The organism is Tardiphaga sp. 862_B3_N4_1 (assembly GCF_051811085.1).
GTDB classification, from domain to species: Bacteria; Pseudomonadota; Alphaproteobacteria; order Rhizobiales; family Xanthobacteraceae; genus Tardiphaga; species Tardiphaga robiniae.
Genome location: NZ_JBPWQB010000002.1, coordinates 2,223,812 through 2,237,531, shown reverse-complemented (window position 1 = coordinate 2,237,531; position 13,720 = coordinate 2,223,812). Strand labels below are relative to the sequence as shown.

At 65.5% G+C, this 13,720-nt stretch carries 15 protein-coding genes; all 15 read left to right on the top strand.

Annotated features, from left to right (window positions below; translation table 11 throughout):
* Window position 1 precedes the first annotated feature (1 nt).
* The 15 genes from AB8B02_RS27795 to trbJ all read left to right on the top strand — a co-directional run bounded on the left by AB8B02_RS27795 (window position 2) and on the right by trbJ (window position 13,706).
* Window positions 2-1,123 (top strand): replication initiator protein A, encoded by a 1,122-nt coding sequence (locus AB8B02_RS27795; protein ID WP_439065735.1) that lies wholly within the window; start codon window positions 2-4, stop codon window positions 1,121-1,123.
* Window positions 1,120-1,758: a ParA family partition ATPase gene (gene parA / locus AB8B02_RS27790; RefSeq protein WP_439065734.1), complete on the top strand. Its 639-nt coding sequence runs from the start codon at window positions 1,120-1,122 to the stop codon at window positions 1,756-1,758. The genes AB8B02_RS27795 and parA overlap by 4 nt, the downstream gene beginning before the upstream one ends.
* Window positions 1,759-1,789: 31 nt before the next feature.
* Window positions 1,790-2,044, top strand: coding sequence for a hypothetical protein (locus tag AB8B02_RS27785; RefSeq protein WP_439065733.1), 255 nt, complete (start codon window positions 1,790-1,792; stop codon window positions 2,042-2,044).
* Window positions 2,041-2,559: a DUF2840 domain-containing protein gene (locus AB8B02_RS27780; protein WP_394083187.1), complete on the top strand. Its 519-nt coding sequence runs from the start codon at window positions 2,041-2,043 to the stop codon at window positions 2,557-2,559. The genes AB8B02_RS27785 and AB8B02_RS27780 overlap by 4 nt, the downstream gene beginning before the upstream one ends.
* Complete coding sequence (locus tag AB8B02_RS27775) at window positions 2,556-3,101, top strand: S26 family signal peptidase (RefSeq protein ID WP_394083185.1); 546 nt, start codon at window positions 2,556-2,558, stop codon at window positions 3,099-3,101. The genes AB8B02_RS27780 and AB8B02_RS27775 overlap by 4 nt, the downstream gene beginning before the upstream one ends.
* A 67-nt stretch (window positions 3,102-3,168) precedes the next feature.
* Complete coding sequence (locus AB8B02_RS27770; RefSeq protein WP_394083183.1) at window positions 3,169-3,507, top strand: DUF736 domain-containing protein; 339 nt, start codon at window positions 3,169-3,171, stop codon at window positions 3,505-3,507.
* Between the two features lie 3 nt (window positions 3,508-3,510).
* Window positions 3,511-4,296: a lytic transglycosylase domain-containing protein gene (locus AB8B02_RS27765; protein WP_439065732.1), complete on the top strand. Its 786-nt coding sequence runs from the start codon at window positions 3,511-3,513 to the stop codon at window positions 4,294-4,296.
* Window positions 4,297-4,540: 244 nt separating this feature from the next.
* Window positions 4,541-6,280 (top strand): relaxase/mobilization nuclease domain-containing protein, encoded by a 1,740-nt coding sequence (locus AB8B02_RS27760; protein WP_439065731.1) that lies wholly within the window; start codon window positions 4,541-4,543, stop codon window positions 6,278-6,280.
* Window positions 6,281-6,311: 31 nt separating this feature from the next.
* On the top strand, window positions 6,312-8,300 hold the full coding sequence (locus tag AB8B02_RS27755) for a conjugal transfer protein TraG (RefSeq protein ID WP_439065730.1): 1,989 nt from the start codon (window positions 6,312-6,314) through the stop codon (window positions 8,298-8,300).
* Window positions 8,301-8,308: 8 nt separating this feature from the next.
* Complete coding sequence (locus tag AB8B02_RS27750; protein ID WP_394083175.1) at window positions 8,309-8,743, top strand: CopG family transcriptional regulator; 435 nt, start codon at window positions 8,309-8,311, stop codon at window positions 8,741-8,743.
* A 168-nt stretch (window positions 8,744-8,911) separates the two neighbouring features.
* On the top strand, window positions 8,912-9,895 hold the full coding sequence (trbB, locus tag AB8B02_RS27745; protein WP_394083173.1) for a P-type conjugative transfer ATPase TrbB: 984 nt from the start codon (window positions 8,912-8,914) through the stop codon (window positions 9,893-9,895).
* Window positions 9,892-10,224, top strand: coding sequence for a TrbC/VirB2 family protein (locus AB8B02_RS27740; RefSeq protein ID WP_394083171.1), 333 nt, complete (start codon window positions 9,892-9,894; stop codon window positions 10,222-10,224). The genes trbB and AB8B02_RS27740 overlap by 4 nt, the downstream gene beginning before the upstream one ends.
* The gene (locus AB8B02_RS27735; RefSeq protein WP_394083169.1) at window positions 10,224-10,505 is read left to right on the top strand and encodes a VirB3 family type IV secretion system protein; all 282 of its coding nucleotides are present in this window, start codon (window positions 10,224-10,226) and stop codon (window positions 10,503-10,505) included. Before AB8B02_RS27740 ends, AB8B02_RS27735 begins: the two co-directional genes overlap by 1 nt.
* A gap of 10 nt (window positions 10,506-10,515) precedes the next feature.
* A complete protein-coding gene (gene trbE, locus AB8B02_RS27730) occupies window positions 10,516-12,954 on the top strand; it encodes a conjugal transfer protein TrbE (RefSeq protein ID WP_439065729.1) in 2,439 nt (812 codons plus the stop codon).
* On the top strand, window positions 12,951-13,706 hold the full coding sequence (trbJ, locus tag AB8B02_RS27725; RefSeq protein WP_394083165.1) for a P-type conjugative transfer protein TrbJ: 756 nt from the start codon (window positions 12,951-12,953) through the stop codon (window positions 13,704-13,706). Before trbE ends, trbJ begins: the two co-directional genes overlap by 4 nt.
* The last annotated feature ends 14 nt before the right edge of the window (window positions 13,707-13,720 follow it).

Below are 13,720 nucleotides of genomic sequence, written 5' to 3'. Positions count from 1 at the left end.
TATGTCACGGCGTCGCCTCATCACCTCCAGCGAGCGGAGCAAGCTCGATCCCTTCATCGTAGCCACCGGCGACGCCAGCCCGCGCGACCAGCGCGATCTCATGGAACGCCCCTTCTTCTCGCTGGCCAAGGCCAAGCGTGTCGTGCCGATCCTCTACGAAACCGGCGACGTCCGCGTCGAGGTCTTCGCCGTGCCGGAACACGGCATGGCGACCATCTGGGACGCCGACGTGCTGATCTGGGCCGCTAGCCAGATCGTCGAAGCCGAGAACCTCGGCCTCAAGACCTCGCGCTTCCTGCGCTTCACGCCCTACCAGCTCCTGATGGCCACGGGACGCGAGACCGGCGCCCGCGACTACCGCCTGCTCAAGGGTGCGCTGTCGCGCCTGCAATCGACCTCTATCCGCACGACGATCCGCCACGGTGAGGATTGGCGCCGACACCAGTTCTCCTGGATCAACGAATGGGAGGAACTGACCCGCAACGACGGCCGTGTCGAAGGCATGGAGTTCGTCCTGCCCGACTGGTTCTATCGCGGCGTCACCGACCGGACGCTCGTTCTGGCCATCGACGCGGCCTATTTCCGGCTCACCGGCGGCATCGAGCGCTGGCTCTATCGGGTCGCCCGCAAGCACGCCGGCCGCCAGCCCAACGGCTGGGCGTTCGAGATCGCTCATCTCCATGAGAAATCCGGAAGCCTGGTGCGCGTCTCCGACTTCGCGCTCCAGATCCGGCGCATTGCCATTCGCCAGCCGCTGCCCGGCTATCGCCTGCGCATCGAGCGACAGGGCCGGCGCGAACTGCTCAGAATCCTGCCCGCCGAGTTATCCACAGGCCCTGTGGATAACCATGTGGAAGCACTCGGGACTTCGCACGCAAACGGTATCGGGACTTCACACGCAGCACTATCGGGACTTCGCACGCACGGATCGCAGTTAACCCTTTGGCCCGAAACGGCGATTCCGACCCTTAACTTAGAGTCTAACTCAGAATCTAACTCTTCTTTTGAAAATAGGGCTGTGAACAACCGCGACAGCGGGCGCCCTAACGGACCTGCCGGGCCGATGCAGATCGGAGACATCCTCCGCTTGCGCACCGGCCGCGAGAGCGGGGGCACACGATGATCGTGGCGCTCCTCAATCAAAAAGGCGGCGTCGGCAAGACGACGCTGGCGCTGCATCTCGCCGGTCAATGGGCCAACGAAGGCAGGCGCGTCACCCTGATCGATGCCGACCCGCAAGGCTCGTCGCTCGACTGGTCGCAGCAGCGGGCGCGTGAAGGCCTGCCACACCTGTTCAGTATCGTCGGCCTGGCGCGCGACACCCTTCACCGTGAAGCCCCCGAGCTGGCCCGCAACGCCGATCACATCGTCATCGATGGTCCGCCGCGTGTCGCCGGGCTGATGCGCTCGGCTCTGCTCGCGGCCGACCTCGTGTTGATTCCTGTGCAGCCCTCGCCGTTTGACGGCTGGGCTTCAGCCGAGATGCTGGCGCTGATCGCCGAGGCGCGCGTTTACCGGCCCGAGCTTGCCGCCCGCTTTGTGCTGAACCGTTGCGCCGCGCGCACCGTCATCGCCCGCGAGACTGCCGAGACGTTGGCCGATCACGATCCGCCGGTGCTTTCCGCAACAATCGGCCAGCGCGTCGCCTTCGCCGACATGGCGCAATCCGGCCGCCTGGTTTTCGAGGCGGATACCTACAGCATGGCCGCCCGCGAGATCGCTGCGTTCGCCACCGAAGTCGGGAGGCTCGAGCCATGACGACCCTGCCATTCCACGACGGAGGCAGGTCATGACCAAGCCTGCACCAAGGCGCTGCTTCGCCGCCCGGCCCGCCGATCCCGAGAGCTGGATCAAGGCGTCCGAACCTCCAGCCATTGCGCCGGCGCAGGACGGCGGCTTCACCGCCCGGCTGACAATCGACGTCACGCCCGACCTGCGCGGCCGCATCAAGATCGCGGCCTTCCAGCGCGGCGTAACCGTCGCCGACATGCTCCGCGATCTGCTCGCGCGCGAGTTCCCACCCCCGTCAGGAGACCCCAAATGACCAGCAACGCGGCTCCCCGCGTGCGCGGCGGCCCGTCACCGGCCAGCCCCGCACCTTTCACCACTCTCGTCGAACTGACATGGGTTGAGAAGAAGATCGAGCACTGGATCAGGTTCGGTCGCCAGAGCTACGACCAGATCCTCGACCGCAGGCGGCGTGTCGTCGGCTTTGCGCCCAACAGCCTCTTCGCCTTCGTCCGCTGGGCGTCGAACGACTACGGCACGATCATCTCGCGCATCGACATCGTGCGTGCTGTTGACACGGGCGAGCCGTTCCAGACGCTGCCCTTCGTGCGCCCCGGCGGCGAAATCCTGCTCAGGATCGACGGCTGGCCGAAGGTCGAACGGGTACTGCACCTGATCGACGCCATCGAGGCGACGGGTATCGATCCGGTCGACGTCTCGCCCGACCATTGGCGGCATGTTCACAACCGGCTGACCGCAGGACATGAGCCGCGCGCCTACACCGCCGAACAACATCGGGCGTTCCTGCTGCGCCGGAGGACCGCACCATGACCCGCTTCGGCTACGTCATGACGACGTATTTCTCCGTCTTAGCCGTCGCGGGCCTGTCGTTCGTATCCATCGCGCCGAAGCTGATCTGGAACGCCAGCGCCAGTGCGCCGATCGGCTTTTACACCGTGCGGTCGGCCGACCATCTCGACGTGACCGATCTGGTCGCCGTCGATGCACCGGAACCGATCGCGGCCTTCCTTGCTGACAGCGGCTACCTGCCCCGCGGCACGCCATTGCTGAAGCGCGTCCTCGGCCTGCCAGGACAGACGGTCTGCCGCACCAGCCTCACTGTCACGGTCGACGGGATCGAGATGGGCGATGCCCTCGTGCGCGACCGGATCGGTCGGCCGCTGCCGGTCTGGCAGGGCTGCCGCCGCATCGTCGACGGCGAAATCTTCCTGATGAATTGGGAAGTTCGGGACAGCCTCGATGGCCGGTATTTCGGGCCGATCCCGTCAGCATCGATCATCGGCCGCGCGGTTCCCCTGTGGACCGACAATGACGGCGAAGGTCGCTTCGAATGGCGCGCGTCAACGCGGTGAACGCCCCGCCGACGGCGGGCACACCGCTCGCCAGTCCTCTCATCACCGCAACAGAAAGGAACCACCCATGCCACAGATCGGTCAATTCACCCGCGAGGACACGGGCTTTTCCGGGCGCATCCACACGCTAACCCTCTACCGTGAACTCACCATCGTTCCGGCAGAACCATCGGATGCCGAGAACGCGCCCGACTATCGCGTTCTTCACGGTGGAGACGACGGCGCACCCGAGATCGGAGCCGCATGGAAGCGCACAGGCGACAAGGCGGGAGACTACCTCTCCCTGCTGATCGACGATCCCGTTCTCGCTCAGCCATTCCGCGCCAACCTGTTCCGGAATGGCGACGACGATACTTCATGGTCGCTGTACTGGAACCGCCAGCCCAAGCGCGGCGAGCGGGATTGACCGATGCCGCTCTCCCACACAAAGCCCGCCATCATTACTGCGATCGGACGGCTTCCCGCCGTCCGACGCATCCCCCTCCTTCTCCTTTCCGGCCTTCTTCTCACCGTTGCGCCGCCCGTCGTTACCCAAGCGCAGAGCGTGACGGTGACGCGACTGTCCGTCGCTGATCCACATGCCGCCTTCGTCACCGAAGCTTCGCTGCGGTTCGGCATTCCCGAACACTGGATACGCGCCGTGCGCCGCGTCGAAAGCGCCGGTGATGTGCAGGCCATATCGTCAGCCGGCGCGATGGGCCTGATGCAGGTCATGCCCGACACATGGGCCGAACTTCGCGCCCGCTATCGGCTCGGCACAGATCCTTACGACCCGCGCGACAACATCCTCGCGGGCACGGCTTACCTGCGAGAGATGCACGACCGCTACGGTTCGCCCGGCTTTCTGGCTGCCTATAATGCCGGTCCCGGTCGCTACGAGGAATACCTCGCAGGCCGCCCCCTGCCGGCTGAAACCCGCGCCTATGTCGCCACGCTCGCTCCCCTTGTCGGTGCAGGCGAAATCACTCCCGCCGCCCCCGGCGCTGTCGTCGTCGCTGCCGCCGATCCACGAACCTGGACGCGCGCGCCGCTCTTCATCGGTCGCATGGATGGTGCATCGGCGGTTGATCCGGCCGCATCCGAAACGCGCCCAAATGACAGCCGGACAGCAACTCCGGCGCGCGTGGTTTCGGGCATGGCGCCACGGTCGGGCGGCCTGTTCGTCGCCCGGTCAGATGCAGGAGACCCGCAATGAGGCTTTTCGCGGTATGGCGCAGCGTGGCGAGATTCCGGTCAGGATGGGCGGGATGGCAGGGGGAGCGAGGAAGCACAACCGAACGATGGCAGGATAAAGGGGCGCGATGTGCCCTTCTGTTCGGTTGTCGTTTTTCAAGGAATTATGAGGCGATCTCGCGAGGTGCGCCTGATTGGCGCTCCTCGCGGCTTTACCGCTTTTTGAATGATTTCCGCATCTTGATGCGATGTGCGGGGCTTCGCTCATGAGCAGCGACGACGATTTCCGCATCCGGCCAGGCCGCATCCGCTCGTCTGGCGCACAGCGCACCCGCCCTTTCATCTCGCAGGCTCTGGCTGCCGCCCAGAAGGCGGGCGGCTCCGTCTCACGTAAGGGCAAGATCGGGCCGAACAATCGCTCGCGCTTCGGCAGGGGACAGCGCGCGTCCGTGCAGGCCAACCGCCTCATCACCGCACGCTCGCGCGGCGCCGTCATCAAGAGCCGCTTCATTCGCCACGCGACGCAGCGCGGCAAGCTCGGCGCCCATCTCGGCTATCTGCGCCGCGAGGGCGTCACCCGCGACGGGGAGAAGGCCAGGCTGTTCGGTCCTGGCACCGAGGATGCCGATCCCAAGGATTTCGCCGAGCGCTGCGAGGATGACCGTCATCATTTCCGTTTCATCGTCTCACCCGACGACGCGCTGGAGATGGCCGACCTCAAGAACTTCACCCGCGATCTCGTCGGCCAGATGGAAAAGGATCTCGGCACGAGGCTCGATTGGGTCGCCGTCGATCACTGGAACACCGAGCATCCCCATGTCCATCTGATCGTGCGCGGAGTCCGCGACGATGGCGAGAACCTCGTCATCTCCCGCGACTACATCAAGGAAGGCATGCGCGACCGCGCGCGTGACCTCATCACCCAGGAACTCGGCCCGCGCACCGATCTGGATATCCGCCGCTCCCTTGAACGTCAGATCGAGGCCGAGCGCTGGACGCAACTCGACCGTCAGCTTGTACGCGATGGCGGAAAATCCGGCATCATCGATCTCGCCCCGCACCCCGACCGCCAACCTGATGAATTCCATGCGCTGAAGGTCGGGCGCCTGCGCAAGCTGGAATCCCTCAGCCTCGCCGATCAGGTCGGCGCCGGCCAGTGGGCAATATCCGATACTGCCGAGGCGACACTGCGGGGACTGGGCGAGCGTGGCGATATCATCAAGCGCATCCATCGCAGCCTTTCCGAACGCGGCATCGACCGCGGCGCCGCGAACTACGTTCTGGCCGGCGAAAGTCTCGACGTTCCCGTCGTCGGACGTCTGATCGATCGCGGCCTGGACGACGAGCTGAACGGCACCGCCTATGCCGTGGTCGACGGCGTCGACGGCCGCACCCATCACATCAAATTGCCGGATCTCGACGCCGCCGGAGACAGCGCGCCAGGATCGATCGTCGAACTGCGCAAATTCGATGACGCACAAGGGCGCCGGCGCGTCGCACTCGCCGTGCGTTCCGATCTTTCCATCGAGCGTCAGATTTCCGCGACGGGCGCGACCTGGCTCGACCGGCAGGCCATCGCCCGTGAGCCCACCGCGCTCGGCGGTGGCGGCTTTGGCGTCGAAGTGCGCGACGCCATGGACCGCCGCGCCGAACGCCTGATCGAACAGGGTTTCGCCGAACGGCAGGGCCGCAGCGTCATCTTCGCCCGCAACCTGATCGGCACCCTGCGACAGCGCGAGCTGGATGCGCTCGGCGACAAGCTGGCGAACGAGATCGGGCGGCCGTTCAACAAAGCGGCCAGCGGCGAATATGTGGCCGGCAACTACCAGCGGCGCTTCGCGCTCGCCTCCGGCCGTTTCGCCATGATCGACGACGGCCTCGGGTTCCAGCTCGTGCCCTGGTCGCCATCCCTCGAAAAGCAGCTCGGGCAACACGTCTCTGGCGTCAAGCGCGGCGACGACGGCATCGACTGGAGCGTCGGTCGCAAACGCGGCTTGGGCCTGTGACCATCATCTTGAGCAGGAAGGACCAACAAGAATGTCCGCAACAAAAATCCTCTGGGGCCAACTCCTCGTCGTCATCCTGATCGTCATCATGTCGATCTGGACGGCAACACAGTGGACCGCATGGCAACTCGGGTTTCAGGCGCAGCTTGGAACCCCGTGGTTCGAGCTGGGCGGAATGCCGGTCTATTATCCGCCCGCTTTTTTCTGGTGGTGGTATTTCTACGATGCCTACGCCCCCGACATTTTTACCATGGGCGGGATGATCGCCGCATCCGGCGGCTTCATCGCCGTCGCTGTCGCCATCGGAATGTCGGTCTGGCGCGCACGCGAGGCGAAGAACGTCGCGACCTACGGATCGGCCCGCTGGGCGCAACCCGACGAGGTGAAGGCGGCGGGACTGCTCGATCCCGACGGTGTGGTACTCGGCAAGCTCGATCGCGCCTATCTCCGCCACGACGGACCCGAGCATGTGCTGTGCTTCGCCCCGACGAGGAGCGGCAAAGGTGTCGGTCTGGTGGTTCCTTCTCTCCTGACCTGGCCGGGATCGGCGATCGTCCATGACATCAAGGGCGAGAACTGGACGCTGACCGCGGGCTTTCGGTCGCGGCATGGCCGAGTGCTGCTCTTCGATCCGACCAACAGCAAATCCTCGGCTTACAATCCACTGCTCGAGGTGCGCCGCGGCGAGTGGGAGGTCAGGGATGTGCAAAACATCGCCGACATCCTTGTCGATCCGGAAGGCAGCCTGGAAAAGCGCAACCATTGGGAAAAGACATCCCACGCCCTGCTGGTCGGCGCCATTCTGCACGTCCTCTATGCCGAGACCGACAAGACGCTGGCCGGCGTCGGCGCCTTCCTCTCCGATCCGAAGCGACCGATCGAAACCACGCTCGCCGCGATGATGACGACGGCCCATCTTGGCGAAGCCGGGCCGCATCCCGTCATAGCCTCAGCCGCGCGGGAGTTGCTGAACAAATCCGACAATGAACGCTCCGGCGTGCTGTCCACCGCCATGTCGTTCCTCGGCCTGTATCGCGATCCCGTCGTGGCGGAGGTGACGCGCCGCTGCGACTGGCGCATCGGCGATATTGTCGGCGGAAAACTCCCGACCACGCTTTACCTCGTCGTCCCGCCCAGCGACATCAACCGCACCAAACCGCTGATCCGCCTGATCCTCAACCAGATCGGCCGGCGGTTGACCGAAGATCTGAACGCCAAAGGCGACCGTCATCGGCTGCTGATGATGCTCGACGAGTTTCCGGCCTTGGGGAGACTGGACTTCTTCGAGAGCGCGCTGGCCTTCATGGCGGGTTACGGCCTGAAGGCGTTCCTGATCGCGCAGTCGCTGAACCAGATCGAGAAAGCCTACGGCCCGAACAACTCGATTCTCGACAACTGCCATGTCAGGGTCTCGTTCGCGACGAACGACGAGCGCACGGCTAAACGGGTGTCAGACGCCCTCGGCACAGCGACCGAGATGAAGGCGATGAAAAACTACGCCGGGCACCGGCTGTCCCCTTGGCTCGGTCATCTGATGGTGTCGCGCTCTGAGACCGCTCGGCCGCTGCTGACCCCCGGCGAGATCATGCAGCTTCCACCCGTCGACGAGATCGTCATGGTGGCGGGAACGCCACCGATCCGGGCGAAGAAGGCCCGCTATTTCGAGGACGCGCGGTTTCAGGAGCGCGTCCTGACCCCGCCGACGCTCTCGAAACCGAAGACCGCAAAGCCCGACGACTGGAGTGCGCTGCCCGTGCCGGCACGGCCCGAGATGGCGGCCGCGTCATCCAGCGGCGGCAAAACCGATGACGACGATCCGACCGAATCCGAACGCCGCCATCAGCCCGAACTGAACAAGGCCAAGGCCGTCGAGAAGCGAGAACCCATCAACAACGAGTTCGAGCCGGACCCAGCCGATGAAACCGAGGATGATGCGGCGCGCAACAGCCGGATGAACCGGCTCATGCAGCGCACGGCCCGCCTCGCCTCGCTCGATCCCGGCGACGGAATAGAGATGTGAGACGCCCGATGAAGAAACCCGCCAAGAAACAGCGCCTGTCCGTCTATCTCGACCCGGATATCATGAAGACGCTGGCCGGCTATGCCGCCCGCCGCGATCAATCCCGTTCGTTGATCGCCGAAGCGGCCATCGCGTCCTTCCTGTCGCCGGACGCAGCCGAACGGCAGGAGGCGGCGACAACCAGGCGCCTGGACCAGCTCGATCGCCGCATGACGCGGATGGAGCGGGATCTGGGCATCTCGGTCGAGACGCTGGCCGTGTTCGTGCGGTTCTGGCTGACGACGACCCCGGCCCTGCCCGAGCCTGCGGCACAGGCAGCGCGCGCCAAGGCCGGTGAGCGTTACGACGCGTTTATCGTCGCTCTTGGACGACGACTCGCGAAGGGGCCGAAGCTTAATCAGGAAATCTCCGAAGACGTCGAACCTCCACGCGACGCGGAATAATCATCGTTCCGCGCCTTCACAAGTCATCGGCCATTCCGCCGATCCCCTGTTGTTCTACGCTAGGCCGCTACTACGTCCAAGACCTTGTTGCGACGCCCTGATTTCTGCCTCTCTTACTCATCCCCGATCCAGGGCTGGCCGAACGGTCCCTGAACGCAAGGGGACGACATGGCGGAATCTCACCAGACATCACAGGCGACAACGCGGGGTGCGCGCATGCTGCGTACCGCCCTTGGCCCCGCCATCGCCCGGTTTCTGGAAGACCCGTCGATCGTCGAGGTGATGCTCAATCCTGATGGCCGGCTCTGGATCGACCGGCTTTCCGAAGGTCTGTCCGATACGGGCGAGAAGCTGTCGCCGGCAGACGGCGAGCGCATCGTCCGCCTGGTCGCGCACCATGTCGGAGCCGAGGTGCATCCCGGCTCGCCGCGCGTCTCGGCCGAGTTGCCCGAAACCGGCGAGCGTTTTGAAGGCTTGTTGCCTCCCGTGGTCTCGGCCCCGGCCTTCGCCATCCGCAAACCCGCCGTCGCGGTGTTCACCCTCGATGATTACGTCGCTGCCGGGATCATGTCGGTCGACCAGGCCGAGGCGCTGCGCGTCGCGGTCGCCGCGCGCAAGAACATCCTCGTCGCGGGCGGCACCTCAACCGGCAAGACCACGCTGACCAACGCGCTGCTGGCAGAGGTCGCCAAGGGCACGGATCGCGTCGTCATCATTGAAGATACGCGCGAGCTACAATGCGCCGCCCCCAACCTCGTCGCCATGCGCACCAAGGATGGCGTCGCCTCGCTCTCCGATCTGGTCCGGTCCTCACTGCGCCTGCGCCCCGACCGCATCCCGATCGGCGAGGTGCGCGGCGCCGAAGCCCTCGACCTGCTCAAGGCCTGGGGCACCGGCCATCCGGGCGGCATCGGCACCATCCATGCCGGCAGCGCCATCGGCGCTCTGCGGCGGATGGAGCAGCTCATCCAGGAAGCCGTCGTCACGGTCCCCCGCGCCCTGATCGCCGAGACCATCGATCTGGTCGCCGTGCTGTCCGGCCGCGGATCGCTGCGCCGCCTTGCCGAACTCGCCTGCGTCGAGGGGCTAGGCCCCGACGGCGACTACCGCGTCACCCCTTCAACCCAGCCCCCAACAGGAGAACTCACATGATCCGTCATGCCATCCGTATCCGCCGTCATGTCGCGACGGCCGCCGCCGTCACCTATGTCAGCCTGTTCCTCGCACCCGCCGCTCATGCGTCGGGATCGTCGATGCCGTGGGAGGCCCCGCTTCAGTCGATCCTGCAATCGATCGAAGGGCCGGTCGCCAAGATCATCGCGGTAATCATCATCATCGTCACCGGCCTGACGTTGGCCTTCGGCGACAGCTCCGGCGGCGCGCGCAAGCTGATCCAGATCGTCTTCGGTCTGTCGATCGCCTTCGCGGCCAGCTCCTTCTTCCTCAGCTTCTTCAGCTTTGGCGGCGGGGTGCTCGTCTGATGGCGACGTCGCTGGAAAACCTGGCCGAGGTGCCGGGCTTCGTGGCCCCCGTCCACAGGGCGCTGACCGAGCACATCCTGCTCGGCGGCGCCCCGCGCTCGCTCGCCATCGTCAACGGCACGCTGGCCGCAGCCCTCGGGCTCGGCCTGCGGCTCTGGCTGGTCGGCATCGCGCTTGGCCTGCTCGGCCACTTCGCCGCCGTCTGGGCCGCCAAGCGCGATCCGCTCTTCATCGATGTGGTCCGCCGGCATCTGCGCATCCCCGGTCATCTCCGCGTCTGAGGACCCCCCCATGATGAATCTCGTTGAATATCGCCGCACCGCTACGCGCCTCGCCGACTTCCTGCCCTGGGCGGCATTGGCAGGTGACGGCGTGGTGCTGAACAAGGATGGTTCATTCCAGAGGACGGCGCGGTTCCGTGGCCCCGATCTGGACAGCGCCGTTCCCGCCGAACTGGTCGCCGTCGCCGGGCGATTGAACAACGCCTTCCGTCGCCTCGGAAGCGGCTGGGCGATCTTCGTCGAGGCGCAGCGCCATGCCGCCGCGACCTATCCGGCAAGCCGGTTTCCCGATGCTGCATCGGCCCTGGTCGACGCGGAACGCAAGGCGGATTTCGAGGAGGCAGGCAGCCATTTCGAGTCCAGCTATTTCCTGACCTTCCTCTATCTGCCACCCGCCGAGGACGCCGCTCGCGCCGAGACCTGGCTTTACGAGGGTAAGGCCGAATCCGGCGTCGACGCCCGCGCCATCCTCTCCGGCTTCATCGACCGCACCGACCGCGTGCTACAACTGGTCGACGGCTTCATGCCGGAGTGCGACTGGCTCGATGATGCCGAAACCCTGACCTATCTGCATGGCTGCATCTCGACCAAGCGCCACCGGGTCCGCGTGCCCGAGGTGCCGATGTATCTCGACGCGCTGCTCGCCGATCAGCCGCTGACCGGAGGGCTGGAGCCGCGTCTGGGCGATTCCCACCTGCGTATCCTCACCATCGTCGGTTTTCCCACGGCGACCACGCCCGGCATTCTCGACGAGATCAACCGGCTGGCCTTTTCCTATCGCTGGTCGACGCGGGCCGTGATGCTCGACAAGACCGACGCGACGAAGCTGCTGACCAAGATCCGGCGGCAATGGTTCGCCAAGCGCAAGAGCATCGCGTCCATCCTCAAGGAAATCATGACCAACGAGGCCTCGGCCCTGGTCGATACCGACGCCTCCAACAAGGCCGCCGACGCCGACCTGGCGCTTCAGGAACTGGGCGCCGACTACGCCGGTCAGGCCTATGTCACGGCCACGGTGACGGTCTGGGACGACGATCCGCGCATCGCCGACGATAAACTGCGGCTGGTCGAGAAGGTCATCCAGGGCCGTGACTTCACTTCCATGCCTGAGACCATCAACGCGGTGGACGCCTGGCTCGGCAGCTTGCCAGGCCATGTCTATGCCAATGTCCGGCAGCCACCGGTATCCACCCTGAACCTCGCCCACATGATCCCGCTTTCGGCGGTGTGGGCAGGGCCGGAACGGGACGAGCATTTTGCAGCGCCCCCTCTGCTCTTCGGCCAGATCGAAGGCACGACCCCGTTCCGGTTTTCCCTTCACGTCGGCGATGTCGGCCACACCCTGATCGTCGGCCCGACGGGTGCGGGTAAATCCGTGCTGCTGGCGCTAATGGCGCTCCAGTTCCGCCGTTATGCCGGCGCCCAAATCTTCGCCTTCGACTTCGGCGGCAGCATCCGCGCCGCCGCGCTCGCGATGGGCGGCGACTGGCACGATCTCGGTGGCGGGTTAAGCGAAGGCGCCGCGGATAGCGTCGCGCTGCAGCCGCTCGCCCGTATCCATGACACCTACGAACGGGCCTGGGCCGCCGACTGGATCGTGGCGATCCTGTCGCGCGAAGGCATCACCATCACCCCGGACGTCAAGGAGCATCTGTGGTCGGCGCTGACCTCGCTGGCCTCGGCCCCGGTTCAGGAACGCACCATCACCGGGCTGGCGGTCCTGCTGCAATCCAACGATCTCAAGCAGGCGCTACGCCCCTACTGCGTCGGCGGCCCCTACGGCCGGTTGCTCGATGCCGAAGCCGAACATCTGGGCGGCGCATCCGTCCAGGCATTCGAAACCGAGGGCCTAATCGGCACCGGCGCCGCGCCCGCTGTGCTCGCCTACCTGTTCCACCGCATAGCCGACCGGCTCGACGGATCTCCGACCCTGTTGATCATCGACGAGGGCTGGCTGGCGCTGGACGACGACGGCTTCGCCGGCCAGCTCCGCGAATGGCTGAAGACGCTGCGCAAGAAGAACGCCAGTGTCGTCTTCGCCACGCAATCGCTTAGCGACATCGACAATTCCGCCATCGCCCCGGCCATCATCGAAAGCTGCCTGACCCGTCTGCTGTTGCCGAACGAAAGGGCGATCGAACCGCAGATCACAACGATCTATCGCCGTTTTGGTCTCAATGACCGGCAGATCGAGATCCTCGCACGGGCGACGCCCAAGCGCGAATATTACTGCCAGTCGCGGCGGGGCAACCGGCTGTTCGAGCTGGCCTTGAGCGACGTGGCGCTGGCGCTGTGCGCCGCTTCCTCGAAAACCGACCAGACCAGCATCGCACAGATCGTCGCCGAGCACGGCCGCGAGGGCTTCCTCACCGCCTGGCTGCGCCACCGCGACGTGGCGTGGGCCGCCGACCTCATCCCTGACCTTACCAACCTGGAGACACCATCATGACCATCCGCCGTTCCCGCGCGGCCTTCATCGCCGCCACCATCCTCGCCACTCCCCTGGCGCTGTCTCCGATCCTGACGACGCCGGCGCACGCCATCATCGTCTATGACCCGACCAATTATGCGCAGAACGTGCTTCAGGCCGCGCGCGCGCTCCAGCAGGTCAATCAGCAGATTACCCAGCTTCAGAACGAAGCGACGATGCTGATCAATCAGGCGCGCAATCTCGCGAGCCTGCCATATTCGTCGCTCCAGCAGTTGCAGCAATCCGTGCAACGGACGCAGCAGCTTCTCGCCCAGGCGCAGGGCATTGCCTTCAACGTCCAGCAGATCGATCAGGCTTTCCAGACCAAATACGCCAACGTCTCGCTATCCGCATCCGATTCCCAGCTTGTCGCCGATGCCCGCTCGCGCTGGCAGAACACCGTCGGCAGCCTTCAGGACGCCATGAAGGTGCAAGCGACCGTCGTGGGCAACATCGACACCAACCGCACCGAGATGTCGGCGCTGGTCGGCCAGAGCCAGGGCGCCACCGGAGCCTTGCAAGCGACGCAGGCCGGCAATCAGCTTCTCGCCCTTCAGGCCCAGCAACTCGCCGACCTCACAGCCGTCGTCGCCGCCAACGGACGAGCGCAGGCGTTGCAATCGGCTGAAGCGGCAGCGGCGGCCGAACAGGGGCGCGAGCAGCGCCGCCGGTTCCTTACCCCCGGCTCCGGCTACCAGCCGGGGAACGCCCAAATGTTCAACAACAACTGAAAGCCGAAACGGGG